The organism is Paenibacillus sp. MABNR03 (genome assembly GCF_050455445.1).
Lineage (GTDB): Bacteria > Bacillota > Bacilli > Paenibacillales > Paenibacillaceae > Paenibacillus > Paenibacillus xylanilyticus.
Genome location: NZ_JBCIYR010000001.1, coordinates 1,397,615 through 1,417,318, shown reverse-complemented (window position 1 = coordinate 1,417,318; position 19,704 = coordinate 1,397,615). Strand labels below are relative to the sequence as shown.

Annotated in this window: 17 protein-coding genes; 13 read left to right on the top strand and 4 right to left on the bottom strand. The window is 44.4% G+C overall.

Translation table 11 applies throughout. The features are described from left to right. Positions 1 to 22 precede the first annotated feature (22 nt). From AAIH57_RS06065 to AAIH57_RS06055, 3 genes are all read left to right on the top strand, one after another. Positions 23 to 1,156 carry a glycoside hydrolase family 88/105 protein gene (locus tag AAIH57_RS06065; protein ID WP_246311089.1) on the top strand — a complete coding sequence of 378 codons (1,134 nt, stop codon included), beginning with the start codon at positions 23 to 25 and terminating at the stop codon, positions 1,154 to 1,156. After that, complete coding sequence (locus tag AAIH57_RS06060; RefSeq protein WP_430020930.1) at positions 1,153 to 1,947, top strand: hypothetical protein; 795 nt, start codon at positions 1,153 to 1,155, stop codon at positions 1,945 to 1,947. Before AAIH57_RS06065 ends, AAIH57_RS06060 begins: the two co-directional genes overlap by 4 nt. 122 nt (positions 1,948 to 2,069) lie before the next feature. Then, entirely contained in the window at positions 2,070 to 2,393 is a 324-nt protein-coding gene (locus AAIH57_RS06055) for a hypothetical protein (protein WP_430020929.1), read from the top strand. 77 nt (positions 2,394 to 2,470) lie between these two features. Here AAIH57_RS06055 and AAIH57_RS06050 read toward each other — a convergent pair whose 3' ends face one another. Continuing rightward, positions 2,471 to 4,774: a helix-turn-helix domain-containing protein gene (locus AAIH57_RS06050; RefSeq protein WP_430020928.1), complete on the bottom strand. Its 2,304-nt coding sequence runs from the start codon at positions 4,772 to 4,774 to the stop codon at positions 2,471 to 2,473. 435 nt (positions 4,775 to 5,209) lie between these two features. On the opposite strand from AAIH57_RS06050, the gene AAIH57_RS06045 reads away from it, so the two are divergent. From AAIH57_RS06045 to AAIH57_RS06030, 4 genes are all read left to right on the top strand, one after another. Further along, the gene (locus tag AAIH57_RS06045; RefSeq protein WP_430020927.1) at positions 5,210 to 7,540 is read left to right on the top strand and encodes a glycoside hydrolase family 95 protein; all 2,331 of its coding nucleotides are present in this window, start codon (positions 5,210 to 5,212) and stop codon (positions 7,538 to 7,540) included. A 92-nt stretch (positions 7,541 to 7,632) separates the two neighbouring features. Then, the gene (locus tag AAIH57_RS06040) at positions 7,633 to 8,580 is read left to right on the top strand and encodes an ABC transporter permease (RefSeq protein WP_430021343.1); all 948 of its coding nucleotides are present in this window, start codon (positions 7,633 to 7,635) and stop codon (positions 8,578 to 8,580) included. Between the two features lie 14 nt (positions 8,581 to 8,594). Then, complete coding sequence (locus AAIH57_RS06035) at positions 8,595 to 9,473, top strand: carbohydrate ABC transporter permease (RefSeq protein ID WP_175398637.1); 879 nt, start codon at positions 8,595 to 8,597, stop codon at positions 9,471 to 9,473. Between the two features lie 34 nt (positions 9,474 to 9,507). Continuing rightward, positions 9,508 to 11,097, top strand: a complete 1,590-nt coding sequence (locus AAIH57_RS06030; RefSeq protein WP_430020926.1) for an extracellular solute-binding protein — start codon at positions 9,508 to 9,510, stop codon at positions 11,095 to 11,097. A gap of 85 nt (positions 11,098 to 11,182) precedes the next feature. On the opposite strand, the gene AAIH57_RS06025 is transcribed toward AAIH57_RS06030, so the two are convergent. Beyond that, on the bottom strand, positions 11,183 to 12,739 hold the full coding sequence (locus AAIH57_RS06025; RefSeq protein ID WP_430020925.1) for a glycine betaine uptake BCCT transporter: 1,557 nt from the start codon (positions 12,737 to 12,739) through the stop codon (positions 11,183 to 11,185). A gap of 168 nt (positions 12,740 to 12,907) precedes the next feature. After that, on the bottom strand, positions 12,908 to 14,155 hold the full coding sequence (locus AAIH57_RS06020) for a cation:proton antiporter (protein ID WP_430020924.1): 1,248 nt from the start codon (positions 14,153 to 14,155) through the stop codon (positions 12,908 to 12,910). A 434-nt stretch (positions 14,156 to 14,589) separates the two neighbouring features. Between AAIH57_RS06020 and AAIH57_RS06015 the strand changes: the two genes are divergently transcribed. The 6 genes from AAIH57_RS06015 to AAIH57_RS05990 all read left to right on the top strand — a co-directional run bounded on the left by AAIH57_RS06015 (position 14,590) and on the right by AAIH57_RS05990 (position 18,693). After that, positions 14,590 to 15,375, top strand: coding sequence for a glucose-1-dehydrogenase (locus tag AAIH57_RS06015; protein WP_430020923.1), 786 nt, complete (start codon positions 14,590 to 14,592; stop codon positions 15,373 to 15,375). 311 nt (positions 15,376 to 15,686) lie between these two features. Continuing rightward, entirely contained in the window at positions 15,687 to 16,541 is an 855-nt protein-coding gene (locus tag AAIH57_RS06010) for an ABC transporter ATP-binding protein (RefSeq protein ID WP_430021342.1), read from the top strand. Next, a complete protein-coding gene (locus AAIH57_RS06005) occupies positions 16,538 to 17,251 on the top strand; it encodes an ABC transporter permease (RefSeq protein ID WP_430020922.1) in 714 nt (237 codons plus the stop codon). The genes AAIH57_RS06010 and AAIH57_RS06005 overlap by 4 nt, the downstream gene beginning before the upstream one ends. Further along, on the top strand, positions 17,248 to 17,820 hold the full coding sequence (locus AAIH57_RS06000; RefSeq protein ID WP_430020921.1) for a hypothetical protein: 573 nt from the start codon (positions 17,248 to 17,250) through the stop codon (positions 17,818 to 17,820). Before AAIH57_RS06005 ends, AAIH57_RS06000 begins: the two co-directional genes overlap by 4 nt. 187 nt (positions 17,821 to 18,007) lie before the next feature. After that, the gene (locus tag AAIH57_RS05995; RefSeq protein WP_430020920.1) at positions 18,008 to 18,310 is read left to right on the top strand and encodes a hypothetical protein; all 303 of its coding nucleotides are present in this window, start codon (positions 18,008 to 18,010) and stop codon (positions 18,308 to 18,310) included. Further along, on the top strand, positions 18,307 to 18,693 hold the full coding sequence (locus tag AAIH57_RS05990) for a Ger(x)C family spore germination C-terminal domain-containing protein (protein WP_430020919.1): 387 nt from the start codon (positions 18,307 to 18,309) through the stop codon (positions 18,691 to 18,693). Before AAIH57_RS05995 ends, AAIH57_RS05990 begins: the two co-directional genes overlap by 4 nt. 307 nt (positions 18,694 to 19,000) lie before the next feature. Here the strand turns inward: AAIH57_RS05990 and AAIH57_RS05985 are convergent, their stop codons facing one another. Then, positions 19,001 to 19,579: an isochorismatase family protein gene (locus AAIH57_RS05985; RefSeq protein WP_430020918.1), complete on the bottom strand. Its 579-nt coding sequence runs from the start codon at positions 19,577 to 19,579 to the stop codon at positions 19,001 to 19,003. Between the last annotated feature and the right edge of the window lie 125 nt (positions 19,580 to 19,704).

Below are 19,704 nucleotides of genomic sequence, written 5' to 3'. Positions count from 1 at the left end.
GGATGACAGGAGGATCACGAATATGACCAAGATGCACGAGGAAGTTGTAAGCATTTCCAGGAAAATTGCGGATACTATTTTAGGGCAGTGTAATGAAAAGGGAGAGCATGATTACGTATTGAAACGGTGGGCTTATGTACCCGGAATGCTGCTGATGGCAATGATGCGCACTGGGATTCAGTTTAACGAGCCTGCATATGCCGCGTTTGTAGAGCGCCACATGGACACCTTTATTCGGGAGGACGGTTCCATTCGCACCTACTCACTCGAAGAATACAATCTGGATCAGATCAATCAGGGAAAGAATCTGTTCTGGTTGCTCCAAGAAACAGGAGATGAGCGGTACGCCAAGGCTTCTCATTTGCTCGCCGCACAGCTTCTTAGTCAACCTCGAACGTCTGAAGGCGGATTCTGGCACAAAAAGGTTTATCCGTTTCAAATTTGGCTGGATGGTCTGTATATGGCATCCCCCTTTTTGGCGGAATATGCTAAGGTATTTGGACGTCCCGAGCTACTGGACGAGGTGGCTCATCAATTATTGCTCATTGAGCGTAAAACACGTGATCCGCTGACCGGTCTGCTCTACCACGGATGGGACGAATCCCGCGAACAGGAATGGGCAGACAGCCGCACGGGCTTGTCATCACAATTCTGGAGTCGGGCAGTGGGCTGGTACATGATGTCACTTGTAGACTGTCTTGATCATTTTCCGGTAACTCATCCGAAGCGTGGGACCATAATTGGTATCTTCCATCGTTTGTCCCTTGCCCTTCTTCAGGTTCAGGATAAAGAAACCGGGCTGTGGTATCAAGTACTGGATAAAGCCAACCGGAAGGGCAATTACATAGAGGCGTCCGGTTCATGCATGTTTGTGTATTCTCTGGCAAAAGGGCTTGGGCGTGGTTATCTGGAGAAAGGATTTGAAGATGCGACGCTTAGGGGGTATCAGGGCATCGAAGAATATCTAACAGAAGAAGATGCGCATGGTATACATCTGAAGCAAATATGCCACGGAGCGGGACTAAGCAAGGAGAGAAATGGCTCCTATGACTATTATATTTCAGAAGAAGTAGTTGAAGATGTACCTATGGGATTGGCTCCCTTTTTACTTGCTTCCCTTGAAGTGGAACGTTACGTCAACAGGAGGGAACTATGATACCAGAGCAAAAAATACAGTTTAATTTTTCGTCCACTCCGAAGGAAGGATACGTGTCTATGATCCCGGGAGAGAACGATACCATTCCGCGATATGATCATGTCAGAGGATTTGGATTTGTAGATCAAACATGTGCTATGCCTCCGCGTCAGGTCCATCTCGATTCCATTGTTGCTGCACAGGAAGGATACTTAATTCGCGAGGCTGAATTTAGGGAAGACGATGGAGAGCCGGTTGAACATCATAACCGTTACGGCCTCTGTTTTCGAGTGAAGGTTCCTCCGGGTGCATACAATGTTCAAGTGAGAACAACCTCTGACCAGGCTGATATGGTGATTGCGATTTCCGGAATGAATACTCAAGCGCTTCTGCAAACCGAATTCTGGGATGCAGCCAAGCTGATTACTAACCAAACGCGCATTCAAATAGATGATAGGCAGTGGAGCTATAATTACGTCAATGGGCGAGAATATATAGATATTGAAATAGAACCGAAGCGACTCAACTGTATTGTAGGCATTTCAGAAATTGTAATAACGAGAATTCCTCAGAAAGATCGCCCGGAGCATCAGCTGCCCACTGTTTTTACTTTAGGTGACTCCACAGTTAAATCATATATTTTCGAAGAAGCACCGATGAGTGGATGGGGTCAAGTATTTGATAACTTGTTTGATCCGTTACAAGTTCGCGTGATCAACTATTCTATGGGAGGACGTTCCTTTAAAAGCGCTTATACGGAGGGGCGGTTTAATGATATTCTGATGACTGCTGCGCACAAGATTACGTCTTAATCCAGTTCGGTCATAATGACGAGTCGATGGATGAAAACAGACGTTTTGGCAGAGGATCTACTGAGTCGATGTATCGAACATATTTACAGGAGATTTATATTCCTGCTATACGAGCACGAGGAATGATACCAATTCTGGTTACCCCGATGTCCCGTGTAGATGCAGCAGCTAAGTCCAGACATATTTACACGAATTCATTTAACAATCGAAAGTTCCCCCAAGTCATGCGTGAGATGGCTGCAAAGCTTGGGGTAACGCTCATTGACCTAAATAAGGAAAGCCTGCGTTATTACAATGAGATCGGTGTGGAAGCAACCACCGCGATATTTATGTCCATTGAAGAAGGGGAAACACCGGCAGCTAAAGTTCTCTATTATATGTGGGTGTTAGCACATCCTATAAACATGGAGAACGATATTTCGTGTCTTAAGACTCTGAAATCATGATGATCATATTTCCTAATATTTCCTAATAAAGAGGCTTTCCCAATGGGAGAAGCCTCTTTTTGGGTTATCTGCATACTTTAAGGTTTGCTTTGAGCAGTTGTGGTATCACTCTTCTTGAAATCAGGTGCCTGAGCGCGATTTCGATATTCTCCGGGAGTCATACCGTTTAGTTGTTTGAAGCGCCGGATGAAGCTTGACACGTTGTAATACCCCACTTCCTCTGCTACGGATGATAGCGGTTTCATAGTTGTCATCAGCAAATGCTGAGCTTTTTTCATACGTAATTCGGTCACGTATTCAAGTGGAGTTTGTCCAGTCTGTTCCTTAAACAATTGACTAAGATTGGGTAAAGCCATACCAAATGACTCAGACATTCCCTGAAGAGAAAATTCACATTGGTCAAAATGCCCCTCAATATATTGGGTGATCAAGTCGATGGATCGCGATGTTGGCTCTTTTGAGGGCGTTTCCTTATTTTGATTTTTAAATGCGACGGACAAATCCTGACTGATGGAATGAATCAATTTCTCGAATTCATCGATCGTTTCCAGGCGCTCCAGTACAAATATATCGGGATATTGGGCTGAATGTTGCTCGCTCATCCCCAGTCCAGTCCACATATCATTAACGGAACGAATAACATCGTAGCAGAGACTACGGGCTATGATTAAAGGTACCTGTTTTTGTCGGATAAAATCAGTAATGTTCGAGAGAGAACTTTGGATTTTATCCATCCTGCTTTTGCGTACAGCCCGCTGCAGGCTCTCCATCTCGGAGTGGGGGTAGGATTCCTGATGATTAAAGTTCATTGGTATTTCGTCATACCGAATGACCCGGTTAACACCTTGAATAAATCGATAATCCATGGCTGTCTGTGCTTCAAGGTAGGAACGGGGACTATCCGAAACCAAGGTTCGGGTACCGACTCCAAGAGTGACCGTCCCGCCTAATAATGCACGCAATCGATCTTGGTATTGATCCCAACAGGCATGCGTGTCTTCAGTAAGAGAATCCTGAATGAGCAGGAGAAATACATAACGACCCGAGTCAAAATGCTCAATCCCAAAAATGGGATGGGGACCAGGATAGCTTCGTTCCATTTCCTGAATGGTATGATTATTCATGGAATGTACATACTCGGCAGTTTCGATGATGATAACCTGGGTTTGTGCCTCATCTGTCAGATCTACAAAGTTGGCATCATATTTAGCGATTTCCGAAAAGGATTCAATCTCTCCCTTTAACAGCGCGAAAACCATTTGTTTTTTGACAGCAGGGGAGTGATTTTTCACACGGTTATCGAGATCTTTATTTTGATTAGCCAGGCTGGTTAGCGTATAACGTACGGTTTCAAGTTCATTCAGTGATTTCATCTTGTGGGGGAATAGGCGATGACTTTCCTTACGCAACATATGGATTGGTCTATAATTGGAACGCATGCTTATATAAATGATCCCCCCTCCGACAATCAAAATCGCTATAATTCCGTAGGTCAGCCAGTTTTGGGCATGATTCACTTTATCCATTACGACATCAATCGGAAGCAAAGTTGCATATTTCCATCCAGACTGTTCGGATTGCATGAGAAAAAGATAGTAGTTGGTCCCCTCCAATGTGATTTCCTGATAAGGGGCGTGAGTACCTTCCGTTATGAGCTTCGAAAAGGCTAGACGGGTGGGGCTGCCTTCTTTTGCCACAGACGTAACGAGTTGATTGTTCTGGTCAAAGATCCACATGGATCCTTCAGCTTTTTCATAGGTGGACATTAACTGATGAATGGATTTCTCATTTATCAAATAGACTATGGTTCCATAGGGTTTAGCTTGATTTGGAAACATGGGTTGAATCATTCTCAGATAACGTTCATGCGATTTTTCATCATAACCTGGCGAGAGCAGGGAAGCTGTTCTGGATTCCTGTAAATCTGTAATCATGGTTGATGCAGACCAATCTTCAAATTGATAAATTTGTTTGGAGATCATTGGCAATGAATACACACCACTGCTTGTAAAAACAGCAGGGTCCGACTTGAAATATACCCAGATTTCGTGAATAAACGGGCTCATCCGTTGATAACGTTTTAACTCACGCGTAATTCCCCAAGCTTTATATCCCCATTGGTCTGAAATCCGGTAAGGGTACAGGCTGTTATCTTCAATCAGCATTTGCCTCGTTGTATCTTCGATTCTACTTAATTGCTCGTCCATGGATTCCCGCATGTTATCCAGCGTATTCAGATTGCCGGCGATCACTTCCTCCTCCAGTTGGTTCACAAAGAAACTATAGACCAGCACCGCAATCAGCGTGATGGGAAGCAGAAGAAGGATGATGTAGGACAACAGGTATTTTATGAAGATTTTATAGGGATGGTTGTCGTTCATCTCGTTCAAGCCCCCTTGAAAGTGTATTGGTTCACTTGTTCAATGCTTTGCAAATTTTCGTGGCGAAGCTCGTAGCGGGCGAGCATGTTAGTGACAAGCAAGGTGATTAGCATTATTTTAGATGATTCTATTCCATACATCTACCTTTTTTTCCTTTTTCATTCAGACTGGTGATGGCAATAATGGTTGACAGGCAAATATTTCGGCTGTAATTAAACCAATTAGCTTGATTATAGAAACTGAAAAGCCTTATTTAGGCGATATCAAATAAGCTGCTTATAAATAAAGCACATAAATTTTGTGCATTGTAAGCCTTTTCAAGACTATGATAAGGTCGTTTTGCACTAAAGGTTTGAGCGGATTGAGCAGGGAAACCTGCTTCAATTCAATTTGCAAGTTTCCCTTTGCTAAATAAAAAAGAAAGAGGAGAAGTGAATGAAATTAAGATCTGAATCCATGATGTGGTATGATGCTCCTGCTCGTAACTGGGAGGAAGCGCTGCCCATTGGGAACGGACGGCTAGGTGGAATGGTCTTCGGAAACATCAAGCAGGAACAGATCCAGTTTAATGAAGACTCGATATGGTCTGGTGGACCAAGAAATCGGAATAATCCGGATGCCAAGGAACATCTGTCCCACATACGGCAGCTCTTGTTCGAAGGCAAGTTAAATGAGGCCCATGCACTCGTGGAGGCGGCTCTTTCTGGTACGCCCTGCAGCCAAAGGCACTATATGACAGCCGGTGACTTGATGATTCGTATGAATCATCCTGTAGACCAAGTGGAGTCCGCAGATTACAGGCGAGAACTAAATCTGGAGGAAGCGATCGTTTTAACGGAATATGTTTATGAAGGCGTCAGGTTCCGCAGAGAAATATTTTGCAGCTACCCTGCGCAGGTCATGGTGATTCGGCTAGAAGCGGATCGTCCGGGGACTTTGAGCTTCACGGCAAGGTTTGAACGTAAAAAGGGTCGACATATGGAACTGTCCTATCGGAGAGGTGAAGATACCATCGTTATGTCCAATCCATGTGGAGGAGTTAACGAAGGGTCATATACGGCGGTGGTAAAAGCCGTTTCCTCTGGGGGAACAGTTCAGGCAATCGGGGAGCATTTGAATGTACAAGGAGCGAACCAAGTAACATTATTTCTGTCCGTTGCCTCCGGCTTCCGGCACGATAAACCGGAGCAGCAAGCGTGCGAATGGATTGAAAGAGCCGCTGCCCAATCCTATGAAAAGCTAAAAAATGAACATGTACTTGATTACCAGCAGTTGTTTAAACGGGTAAAGCTGGAGCTTGCGGACCTTTCAGGAAATGATCCTCATCTATTGCCTGTTTCGAAGCGGCTGGAGCTTGTACAAAAAGGGGCCGAAGATACCGGACTAAATACGCTATACTTCCACTTTGGAAGGTATTTACTTATTTCATCCAGCAGGCCTGGTGCTCTTCCGGCTAATTTGCAAGGGATCTGGAACGACTCCATGACCCCGCCGTGGGACAGCAAATACACGATTAACATCAATACCCAGATGAATTACTGGCCCGCTGAGACTTGTAACCTGGCAGAATGCCATGAGCCGTTGATCGAATTGGTCGAACGGATGAAGGTCAATGGGAAAGTGACGGCACAGATGATGTACGGTTGCAGAGGTTTCGTCGCTCACCACAATACGGATCTCTGGGCAGATACGGCTCCTCAGGATATTTATGCTGCAGCAACACAGTGGGTCATGGGCGGGGCTTGGCTTACGCTCCATCTTTGGGAGCATTACCAATTTTATCCAGACAAAGTTTACCTGGAACGAGCATATGACACAATGAGGGAAGCGGCTTTGTTTTTTGTGGACTTTCTCGTTAAAAGTCCTGAAGGCTATCTGGTTACCAATCCTTCTGTTTCACCAGAGAACCGATATAAGTTACCGAATGGAGAAGCAGGAACATTATGTTATGGACCTACGATGGACACGCAAATTATAGAGGAATTATTCAGGGCATGCTTGGAAGCGAGTCAGGTGTTAAATGTTGATCAAGAGTTACGGGAGCAATGGGGAAAAATGATTAAACAATTACCACCAATGCAAATTGGCAAGCATGGACAGCTGCAAGAATGGCTTGTGGATTATGACGAAACAGATGCGGGTCACCGTCATATTTCACACTTGTTTGGGCTTCATCCTGGTTCCACCATCAGTCCGGACCTGACACCGGAGTTGGCAGAAGGTGCGAAAACTACACTGATTCGACGACTGGAAAATGGAGGAGGGCATACGGGCTGGAGCAGAGCCTGGATTATTAATTTCTGGGCAAGGCTGCTGAATGGAGAGCAGGCGTATGAGCATACACAACAACTTCTTCGGCAATCAACCTTGCCCAATTTATTCGATAACCACCCCCCGTTCCAGATCGATGGTAATTTCGGTGGTATAGCGGGTATTGCGGAAATGCTGCTGCAAAGTCATTTGAATTACATTCGGTTTCTTCCGGCCCTTCCATCTGTATGGAAGGCGGGTAGTGTGACCGGCTTGCGGGCCAGAGGAGGATTCGTCATTGACATGACATGGGCTGACCAACAAATGAAGACAGCGTCAGTACACTCTGAGATTGGAGGAAGTATCCGTTTATTTTCACAGCACCCGATCCATGTGACCACCATTGACGGTCTGCCGGTACCTACAGATCGAAAAGGGAATATTACCGAATTCAATACAACCGCAGGTACTGTATATTCATTGGTCCCTACAGGTAAGTATAAAAATCGCACATAATTATTGAATATTGTAACCGCTTTCTTATTGGTGGTATATTCGGCGTGCACCATCAAACACCACCCAAAGGAGGTGAGACTTTGAAGCTGGCTATGAGACAGAATAGAAAGGTACGGCATTCAGGGCTGAGCCAATACTTTAATATGCTGGGTAAGGACTTCCAGAAGCATAAGGTTGTTTATTTTCTGGGATTGTTCGGGATTAGTTACTACATCATTTTCAGCTATATACCGATGTATGGCGTGACCATCGCCTTCAAGAATTATTCACCGGTCAAGGGTATCTTGGGAAGCGAGTGGATCGGCTTCCAGAACTTTGTAGATTTCTTCCAAAGCTTTTATTTTTGGAGGTTACTCCGGAATACACTGATCATCAGCATTTACGAGCTGCTCATTGCTTTTCCTGCGCCCATTATTTTAGCACTGCTGTTAAATGAGGTAAGGCACACCTTTTTCAAACGGTTGACACAGACGATCACGTATCTGCCGCACTTTGTTTCGATCGTTGTTATTAGCGGCATGATTGTAGACTTCTCAAGAAAAGCGGGACTGTTTAACATTATATTGAGCTGGTTTGGCGTTGAGGCGCAAAATTTATTGCTTGATCCATCCCTTTTTAGAACCATATTTGTGGGTTCGGGAATTTGGCAAGGTATCGGTTGGGGATCGATTATTTATCTGGCGGCATTATCGGCCATTGATACTCAGCTATACGATGCAGCCACAGTGGACGGAGCGAACCGCTGGAAGCAAATGTTGCATGTCACGTTACCCGGTATTATGCCAACTATTGTTATCCTGCTGATTCTACGGATTGGCGGCATCATGGATGTCGGTTTTGAGAAGGTAATCCTGCTGTATAATCCTCAAACCTACGAAACGGCAGATGTCATCTCCAGTTTTGTATATCGGCGTGGACTTCTTGAGGCTAACTACAGCTACAGCACTGCTGTCAGCTTGTTTAATTCCGTCATTAACTTCATTCTTCTGATTCTGGCAAACCGGATTAGCCGGAAAATCAATGATACGAGTCTATGGTAGAGGAGGCATCCGGCATGATAAGACGCAGCTTGGGAGATAAAATATTTGACACGTTAAACATTGTGTTTTTGACAGGGCTGATGATCATAACTCTTTATCCTTTTCTCTATGTGATCTTCGCATCGCTTAGTGTGCCGTCAGAATTGGTCAAACACTCCGGCATTCTGCTGTGGCCAAAGGGTTTCTATCCGGAAGCCTATAAATTAGTGCTCCAAAACCCGATGATTATCTCCGGATATAAAAACACTTTGTTTTACGTGGTGGTGGGGACCTCGCTGAACGTATTTTTTACGGCGTTGTTTGCTTTCGTTCTATCACGAAGAGAAATGTATTGGAAAAAGTATATGATGATGATGGTTGTCTTCACCATGTTTTTCAGCGGTGGTCTCATTCCCGGCTATATTTTGGTGAAAAACCTGGGGATGTTGGATACGCGTTGGGCTCTCATCATTCCTGGTTTGATTGCCACCTGGAATCTGATTATTATGAGAACGTCGTTTCAAGCTATTCCTGTTGAGCTTGAAGAGGCGGCTAAGATTGATGGTGCATCGGATTTCCGAATTTTTGCCCAGATCATCTTACCTCTATCGGTTCCAGTACTTGCTGTGATGGCACTTTTCTACGGAGTAGGTCATTGGAACTCATGGACTGGGGCGCTGATTTATCTGCGGGACAGAGAGCTGTTTCCACTGCAGCTGGTGCTGCGGGAAATACTTATTGAGAACAGCACAACGGACACAACCAACCTGTCCACTACGACGGGAGATCCATTTCTGGGAGAAGTGGTCAAGTACGCTACTATAATCGTGGCCACTTTACCTATTCTAGTGCTGTATCCGTTTATCCAGAAATATTTCACGAAAGGTGTCATGATAGGGGCCCTGAAGGGCTGAGAACCTTATATAAGCTGAATAATGGGGGATGAGTATGAAGGTTATAAAGGTTGGAAAAATGTCCTTAAGCATCCTGATGGCCGCATCGTTAATAGCAGGTTGCGGTGATGACAAATCGGGTGATCAGGCAGGTGCAGCTGACGAAAACAACCAAGCGGTCAGCTTTCTCTGGAACGGTAAATTCAGCAGCAAAATCCCTGAACTTAAGGGCTACGGGGACGTGGAAGCCTATAAAGAGATTCAGAAGCGAACCGGGATAACGATTAATTTTCAGGAAAATGACACGAGCAATCTCTCCCAATTTAATATTATGCTGGCCTCAGGTACCTATCCCGACATTATTTATGTACCGAGCAACTACCCTGGGGGCGTAGCCAAGCTTATTGAAGACGGTGTAGCCATACCGTTGAACGATTTAATTGATCAATATGCGCCAAACTACAAGAAACTGCTGGATGAGAATCCTGAAATCAAAAAGCAGGTCATGCTGGATGACGGTACAATTGCTAAATTCCCACAGGTCAATCTCGATCTTAGACGCAACGCATGGGCGGGAACAATGATCCGTCAGGATTGGCTGGATCAGGTGGGGCTTCCGATGCCAAAGACCATTGATGAATGGTATACAGCACTAAAAGCTTTTAAAGAAAATGATATGAACGGAAACGGCGATAAGAATGACGAAATTCCGCTCGGCGATCAAAACCGAATGGGCAGCATTACATCATTCAGCACCGCATATGGTTTACTCGTCACCTTCCAGATGAATCCGCAGACTGGTAAAATCACCTACGGTCCCTATGAATCAGCATTCAAAGATTATCTTGAAATGATGAACAAATGGTACAAAGAAGGGCTGATTGATAGCGAGTTCGCGGCTACGGATAAAAAGGGCTTTGAAGCGAAGTTTTCAAATAATATTGTAGGCGCTTACGGTGGTACCATTTCCGGCATAAATACGTACAAAAACCAAATGCAGGCGGCCATTCCCGATTTTAAACTGGTAGGCGTGTCGCCTCCGGTAGGGCCTGCAGGTCAATCGTTCAGTGCTGCAGAACAACTGGCTCAATATGTACCTCTCGAGGGAGCTGTTGTCAGCTCACAGGCCAAAGATCCAGAGAAGGTAATGAAGTTGCTTGATTTCATGATTAGTGAGGAAGGAAGCGACCTACAGAACTGGGGTCTGGAAGGGGAAAGCTATGTTATTGAGAATGGCAAGAAGAAATTCACGGATGCCATATGGAACGACCCGAATTATGAAGCGCGAGTGGCGGTTTCGCGTTATGCCTATCCGACGTCGGGGATGGTAAAGGTGATGAGTTATGATGCCTGGGCTTCGTTTGAGTTGGAGCATCCCGAAGCCAGGGAAGCCAATGAACGATGGTTCAATGCGGATCGCACACTGTTGCTGCCACCGCTCTTGTTCAGTGGAAGTGAAAGTCAGGAAATCAGCAGGATTATGAGTGAAGTGGATACTTACATGAAGGAAATGCTTTTGAAGTTCGTTATGGGTAACGAACCGCTGGAGAACTTCGACACATACAGAGATACTCTACAGAAAATGAATATTGAAAAAGCGATCGAAATTTATCAAGTAGCGTATGACCGCTACCAGCAAAGATAAAAGTCAAATACAACACTAGCCAGAAACAATTACTGCTTCCGGCTAGTGTTATTCATGAAAGGAATGAAGCTAACGGGTAGAGCGTTTACCTGCCGGGAATTCCATTTTGCGAGTTTTCATGTTCCTCCAGCAATCGTTTCAGCTTTTGGCGCTGCCATTTTTCTTTCTGGCGGCGCTCTCTGTCCTCAGCCTGCAGAGCCTTGAGTAGTGAGACACACATACCGATAAGGACAACAGCGAACGGTAGTGCGGCCACAATGGAGGCCGTCTGAAGGCCATTCAACCCCCCACTTATCAGCAGTACTACCGCGATGGCGGACTGCATGATTCCCCAGGTTAATTTCACTCTTGTACTCGGGTCCAGCTTGCCATCTGAAGACAGCATGCCCAGCACAAAGGTAGCAGAATCAGCCGACGTAATAAAGAAGGTCATGATCAGGAGTGTAGCGATGAATGCTATGATCGTGCCCAAAGGAAGTTGCTCCAGCGTAAGGAATAAAGCGGTTGTCGTATCTTCTTTGACGGCTTCCGCCAGATGGGCGGCATTGAACAATTCCAGGTGAAGTCCTGTTCCACCGAAGACTGAGAACCAGATAAATCCGAACAGGCTTGGAATAACCATGACGTAAATTACAAATTCCTTTATGGTTCTTCCTCTGGATACCCTTGCGATAAAAGTGCCGACAAAGGGAGCCCACGCGATCCACCATGCCCAGTAAAATAACGTCCATGCTCCAATCCAGGTTTCTCTTGAGAACGGCGTCAGTCTCAAACTCATGTTAATAATATTCTGCATGTAACTGCCCAAGGTTGTCGTAAATGTCTCAAATATAAAAGAAGTCGGTCCAGTCACCAATACAAACACCATCAATAGCACAGCTATTATGAGGTTGGTGTTGCTCAGAATTTTAATACCTTTATCCAGACCGGTGGTTGCCGAGATTAAAAACAGTACGGTTACAATTGAGATAATGACAATCTGGGACATCGTCGAGTTGGGAATACCGAATAAGTAATTCAGACCCCCACCGATCTGAAGTGCACCCAGTCCAAGCGAGGTCGCAACACCGAAGATGGTGGCAAGGACCGCGAGAATATCAATGACCTTGCCAAGCCAGCCTGCCGCAAGACGCTCACCTATTAGCGGAATAAAGGTGGAACTGATCAGCCCTTTGTAGCCTTTCCGGAACTGGAAGTAAGCAAGCGATAAACCGATGACGGTATAGATAGCCCAAGGATGCAGCCCCCAGTGGAAAAAAGAATAACGCATTGCAAGTCTTGCTGCTTGCGTTGTTTCGGGTACCGCCCCCTCCGGTGCAGATAAATAGTGGGACAGCGGTTCAGCCACTCCCCAGAAAACCAGTCCAATGCCCATACCAGCGCTAAACAGCATGGACAGCCAGGAGATCGTAGAATATTCCGGTTCATCATCGTCATCTCCCAGCCTGATACCGCCAAATCGGCTGAACGCCAGATAAAAAGCGAAGATCAGGAAGAACAGTGTCGCTAGCAAATAAAACCAGCCAAAATTCTGAATGGAGAAGTTGTAGGCAACGTTAGCCACATCAGCCAGCTGATCAGGAGCGACGGCTCCCCATATTGCAAACAGTGCAACGATGATAATTGTGATTGTAAATACCATGAAGAGACCTCCGTTATGTAAGCTTCAGCCAACTGTTTCTTAGTATGTGCTAGTCCAGCTTGTAATATTTCGAAAAGCCAGCTGTTGATAAAATAAAACAAACCGACGTGTAATGAAACACCCGTCGGTTTGATTTGATCTTGCCAGAATAATATATATTGCCTATAATCACTTGTTAATCTGAGATTTTGAATGGAGAAGTTGTTTGCCGATCCCCAATTTCTTAAGTAGCGGTTTGATCGTGAGTCCTTGTACGAGAAGAGAGAAGAGTACGACACTGAAGGTGAGTACAAGTATATCGTCACGGCCTTCAAAGGTCGTGGGCAAGCTTAATGCCAGAGCGATGGACAAACTGCCCTTTAGTCCGCCCCAATTCAAAATCACTTTCCAGGAAGAAGGAAAGGATTTCAGGAAAATCATACTGATGTAAACGGCAAATGATCTTCCGATCAGAACAATAAGAACCGAGGCACCAATAAGAGCCCATTTGTCAGTGAAATAGATGTGCTTGATTTCAAGACCGATCATCAGGAAAATCAAAGAGTTTGCAACTAAAGTAATAACGTCCCAAAACGAATTGATGTTCATCTTTGTCGTATCAGACATGCCAATATGTGCACCGTAGCTGCCGAAAATTATACCCCCAACGACTACGGCAATGACACCCGAGACGTGAAAATGTTCAGCGATAAAATAACTTCCGAAAAACAGGAGCATGGAGAAAGCGATTTCGAGTGGGTAGTCGTCATAAAAGCGAATTAATTGCGAGAAGAGGAATCCCAGAACCGCCCCAACTGCAATTCCGCCCAAACTAAACTTTAGGAAGAGCAATACACCGCTTCCGATCCCTATCCACCCCATTTCAATATAGGTGAGTAAATATACGGAAGAGATTTTAAACAAGACAACGGCAATCCCATCATTAAACAAAGACTCCCCTTCAATGATGGTTACGATGTTCTTGGGAACGCCAAGGGATTTGAAGATGGATATGACACTGATCGGATCTGTGGCGCTCATAAGTGCGGCAAAAGTAAATGCAACAACTAACGGTAATCCCATCAATCCGTACATCGCCAAAGCGATGAGAAGGAATGACAGCAACGTCCCACCGAACGCCAAAGCGAGCACCGGCTTGCTTTGTTTACGAAGATGCGAGAACGGAAGCTTTAAGGTTGCGTCTCCAAGAAGGATAGGTAGGAACAAGGAGATGATGATCGCCTGAAATACATTCGATTGTGTTATGAACGTTGCGGCTTCTTCCAATACTGGCACATGGATTAATCCCAGGAGCAAACCGACCAGAACGAGAGCAATCGAATAAGGCTGATTAACTTTTTTGGCTATGGCGATAACCCCTATCGATATGGCGAGTAAAATTAACAATTGAACAAAAATCTCATTAAAATGATGCATAAGGCAACCCTCCATCAAATGATAACTTCACCAATCATCGTTCCGAAAGCCCGCTCAACTCCAAATCGAGAGCCATTCGATTATAGTAAGTCGACCCGTGTGTATAAAAATGAATTTATTCATACGTCCATTATTAACCGGAATATGTATCGATATGCTCAGCAAATCTACTGTCGATGAAGAACGGTGTTAAACGCCCGTAAACGAACGCACGAAACCAATTCAAAAACAATACAAGCTTGAAGAACACCATTCAACATCCTGCTGCATGTGCATACTCGCTCCGAATAATAAACATATTAATAAGAACTAATGGAAAACTTCCCTTTTGCTCCCGCTGATTGGATCAGTGGATCAGATCATGTTCATGGCAGAAAGGATTGGTTAATGTAACTTAGAACAGATCAGTCAATGGATACAGGAGGTTAGCAGGGATGTATCAGGATCTTCAAGGACAGACAGTTGTCATTACTGGTGCTGCCACCGGCCTGGGAGAGGCGATGGCACGACGTTTTGGTCAGGAAAAAGCAAACGTTGTGATTAATTACTACAGTAACAACCAGAATGTACAGCCCATCATTGAAGAAATCAAATTACAAGGTGGACAGGCCATTGGGGTACAGGGTGATGTCTCCAAAGAAGAGGACGTAAAGAAGCTCGTTCAGGCGGCGCATGAGCACTTTGGCTCCCTGGATATTATGATCAACAATGCTGGGATAGAGAATGAGGTTCCGTCAGAAAAGCTGAGTTTGGCAGACTGGAAGCGGGTCATTGATGTAAATCTAACCGGAGCATTTCTCGGTTGCAGAGAGGCCGTGGAATATATGCTTGAGCATCATATCAAAGGCCGCATCATTAATATTTCCAGTGTGCATGAAGTGATCCCGTGGCCGCATTTTCTTCATTACGCTGCGAGCAAGGGTGGGGTCAAGATGATGACCGAGACGCTGGCTCTGGAGTTTGCTCCAAAGGGAATCCGTGTAAATAGCATCGCTCCAGGTGCGATCAACACCCCCATTAACGCAGTCAAATTTGCCAATCCCGTGCTGCGAGCATCGGTTGAGGATTTGGTTCCGCTCGGATACATCGGTAAGCCTGAAGAAATTGCGGCGGCGGCCGTTTGGCTCTCGTCTTCGGAATCCAGCTATGTCACGGGGATTACACTATTCGCAGATGGAGGGATGACAAAGTATCCTTCATTTCAAGGCGGACGTGGGTAATAGACAGTAGGAATACATGATTCACTAAGCCATCTAAAATGCTCGTTGCCAAAATTATCTAAACGTGTTAAATTTACATGAATACTTAAATGGATGAATTGAAAATGGTTGTAAATGGAGGAGCCTGCACACAGCGGGCTCCTTTTGTCTTTTTTTGCCTTAATACTGACGTTAATTCAAGAGGAGATGATGAGTTTATATGAAGGACTGATCAAATGAACATCTTCATATTCTAGTTGTGGATCTATCGGCCTTTGGAGTGTTGCGAAGCACATTGAACCAGTGTTGAAAGACGGGGAGGAGGATTGGGTGTGATTGATGTACGGAACCTTAAATTTACGTATCCGGGACAGACAGAGCCTGCGATTCATCGTATGGATTTCCATATTCCAAAGGGAGAGATTTTTGGTTTTCTTGGTCCATCAGGAGCTGGCAAAAGTACAACGCAAAAAATACTGATAGGTGTTCTTAAGGGGTATCAAGGCAATGTTAAGGTAATGGATAAAGAGATCAAGGATATCGGACCAGACTACTATGAACGAATTGGAGTCGCCTTTGAATTTCCAAACTTTTACTCCAAGTTTTCTGTGTTGGAGAACTTAAAATTATTCCGGTCACTTTATGCTGGGCGAACAGAGGACCCGAAAGGGTTATTGGATCAAGTGGGTTTGGATCAAGCAGCTAATTTGAGGGTGTCTCAACTTTCAAAAGGGATGAAAATGCGTTTGAATTTTTGCCGTGCACTTTTGAATGATCCTGATATTCTCTTCCTGGATGAACCGACCTCAGGTTTGGATCCGGTTAATGCCAAACAAATGAAGGATCTCATTCTGGAGAAAAAAGAAGAAGGTAAAACGGTTCTAATAACAACACACAACATGCAAGCCGCAGAGGAGATATGCGATCGTGTAGCTTTTATCGTGGATGGACAAATCAAACTGATCGATTCCCCTCGGGAACTAAAACTTCGTAAGGGTCAAAAAAGAGTCAGGGTTGAATATCGTCAAGAAGGGGAATTAATTAGCGCAGCTTTTCCCCAGCAGGGATTAGGGGATAATGAATTATTTTTAAGTCTTATACGAAATTATTCAATTGAGACGATTCATTCCCAGGAGGCTTCACTGGAGCAAATATTCATTGAAGTTACAGGGAGAGAGCTCGCATGAGATTCATTTCTGCCTTTGCCTTTGATATCAGATTCCAGTGGCGCCATGGATTTTATATTGTGTATGCCTTTGTGTGTGCCTGTTATTGGACATTGCTGAATTTTGTCCCTGATAAGTACTCGGAAAAGACCGTCATTCTGTTAACTTTTAGCGATCCGAGTGCACTTGGATTGATATTAGCTGGAGGAATCGTGCTTCTAGAGCGAGATCAGGGCGTTCACGATCCCCTTTTTGTTACCCCTATTCGTATTCGTGATTATTTATTCGCCAAAGTAGCTTCGTTATCTGTGTTATCTCTGATCGCGGCGTGGGTGATTCATACAACATCAATTGGAGTTCCGGAATCCCCTTTTTTGTTTTCAGCGGGTGTGGTGTTAACTTCGAGTCTTATGACGTTATTATCGATCGGGGTTGTCGTTCGGTACCAGACGATTAACGGTTTTATCCTGATGTCTCAAGTCTATGCGTTGCCATTATTACTTCCTTTGCTTGCTTTTTTTGATGTATGGAATACTAGACTATTTCAGATTCTTCCAACGGAGGGTACATTACTTCTTTTAAAATCAGCATTCTCTCCCTTGTCAACTGAAGAGATTCTTTACGCCTTTTTTATTTTGATCATTTGGAATTATGCGATCTATAGCTGGGCTAAACTTTCTTATAAGAAGTATGTTTTAGGAATAATTGGGGAAAGGGGAGCTGGAAAGTGAATCGGTACCAAGTACTTTTAATGAACGATATTCGTTCCGCAGGAACGGATCCGGTATTACTGGTTGGCTTTTTGGGCCCGGTGATCTTGATCTTACTCACTCGGTTTGGATTTCCGGTGGCAGCTCAATGGCTGCAGGTAAGTTACTCTTTCGATTTAACCGAGTTCAGAGACTTTACTGCAGTTCTCCTGATTGTAACGATCCCCATGCTATTAGGTATGATGACTGGATTATTAATGTTGGATGAACGAGATGAAAACCTCATCTCCTATTTTGCAGTAACCCCGCTCATGAAAAGAGGTTATCTGTCTTACAGATTAACTTTGCCTTCAATCTTAAGTGCCGTGCTAACCGTGATGTTTATAATATGCTCAGGACTAATCGAGTTCCGTGCGGAGATTTTGCTTATGCTAATGTTATTGGCCATAGAAGCGCCCTGGTTTGCACTACTGGTGGCGGCTTTCTCTGCTAACAAAGTAGAGGGATTAGCTTTATACAAGATAGGTGCGCTTTTATTTATCGCTGGTCCTATTGTTATTTTTTTGTGCCAGATCCATGGCAATGGGTAGGCATGTGGATTCCAACCTACTGGCCTGCAATGGTTTTTATAACAGGAATATCGGGTGAATCACTCACTGCATTGACTTATTTTAGTGTAGGATTTATTTTTCATATTACTATACTGATGATGATGATCCGGGTATTTGTTAAAAGAGCAGACTAGATATATTCCACGAAAAAGGGAGGGAAGTACATATGAAGTCGAATCGCCACTTGCTGCCCAGATTACTTTTGCTGCTAGTTAGTGCGGGGTACTGGAGCAGCAAGGAGATCGTGGACCTTAGTGTATATGTTGGACTTGGAATTGACCTGGAGAATGAATCTCCGTTTGAAAAAAAGTGTGAGCATAAATTCTCAGGGGCAGGTGTCTACAGTAGGAAGATCAATCGGTGGATCGGTAGTTTGACTCAAATCCATATGGAGGGGCTATCCTGGATTCAAGGCAGGGCACATAGAGGTGTAATTAAAACGTATCGGAAAAATCGGGGAGTACCGTGACGTATGAGATCAAACACACCAAAAGTAAAATCATCCCTAGGATTAAAGGAGAGGTCATATCATTTCATGTTCAGGTGGAGTCGGATGGCTGGTTTATGGAAGACTGGACTTCACCGGAGGAAAAAGGTACGGAAAATACTTTGGAAAAAGAGTTTAGCGACCAGGCTGAACAACAGATTCAGCAGCTCTTATACAAAATGCAGCATGTATATAAGGTAGACGTTGGAGGATTTGGAGAACGGCTTCGCATTAAGCACCACAAAGTATGGAAAAAGGTTAAACCGGCTTGGGATAAAACTGATTATGATGTTATATCAAGTCCCTGTTTTGAATGTAAAAATATGCAGATCATTCAAAAAGTCCAATACCAAGGGATTAAATAAATGTGGTTGGCACAAATGAGTAGGATACATCTCATCCTGTAAGGGATTAGTCTGCTAAAAAAAGTGTTCATACCAAATTACTCAACACTTTAAAATAGAGTTGAAGTAGAATTACATGCACTAGTGCACCAACTAAAGTTAGGTAGTGATCTAAGAGCCAACAGATTAGAAAAGTAAAACAAAGGCACCTTGTTGCGTGCCCTTGCTTTAACTTGAAGAGGCCAGTGTCGTAGAAAAATAACATTGTATTATTTCAGAGGCGTGGTTGTTAACGCACCTCTCATCGATTAAGTCCTTTGATGTGGATCTATGATTGAAGTGCTGCACAAGCGAGAATCTCGTCGGTCGTGCGGATTCGGCCGATACGTGGAAAGATGACTTTGCTTACGTGCTCATGTTCTGCCTCACTGAATCCGGTCATGGCGTCGATCGCGAAAATTACCTGGTACCCATGAGCAAATGCTTCTCGAGCCGTGGTATCAACCCCGATCCCTGAGGCAATTCCGCAGAGTACAATCGTTGTAATGCCTCTCCTGCGCAACTGCTGATCCAGATCCGTCCCGTAAAATGCACCCCACTGACGCTTAGTAATTAGATGGTCGTTAGCAGTGACTCCAATTTCAGGCACAATTTCATCCCAACCAGGCACCAGATTGATCGCTGGAGGTTCTTGATCCAGCAGGGGACGAGGCATGTCTTTGAAATCTTTCGAAGAAACGCGTACGAGTCCAACGAAGGCACCTGCCTCACGGAAAGATTGAACCATGGCAGAGGCACGTTCGACAACTTGTTCTGCCGTATGAGGGGCGTATTGGTTTCCGATCCATTTCTGTAAGTCGATTACGATTAAGGCCGTTTTAGAAAATTGATATAAATGCTCTTTCATGTTAATCACACTCCAGTTTCAGTTTATTCATTCTTGACTGTTAGTTCAAATTTTTGAACTCCAGTTATTTGACTGCATGTTCATAATTTTGTACTATGGGTTTAACGTTGTCAAGAGGGGATGCA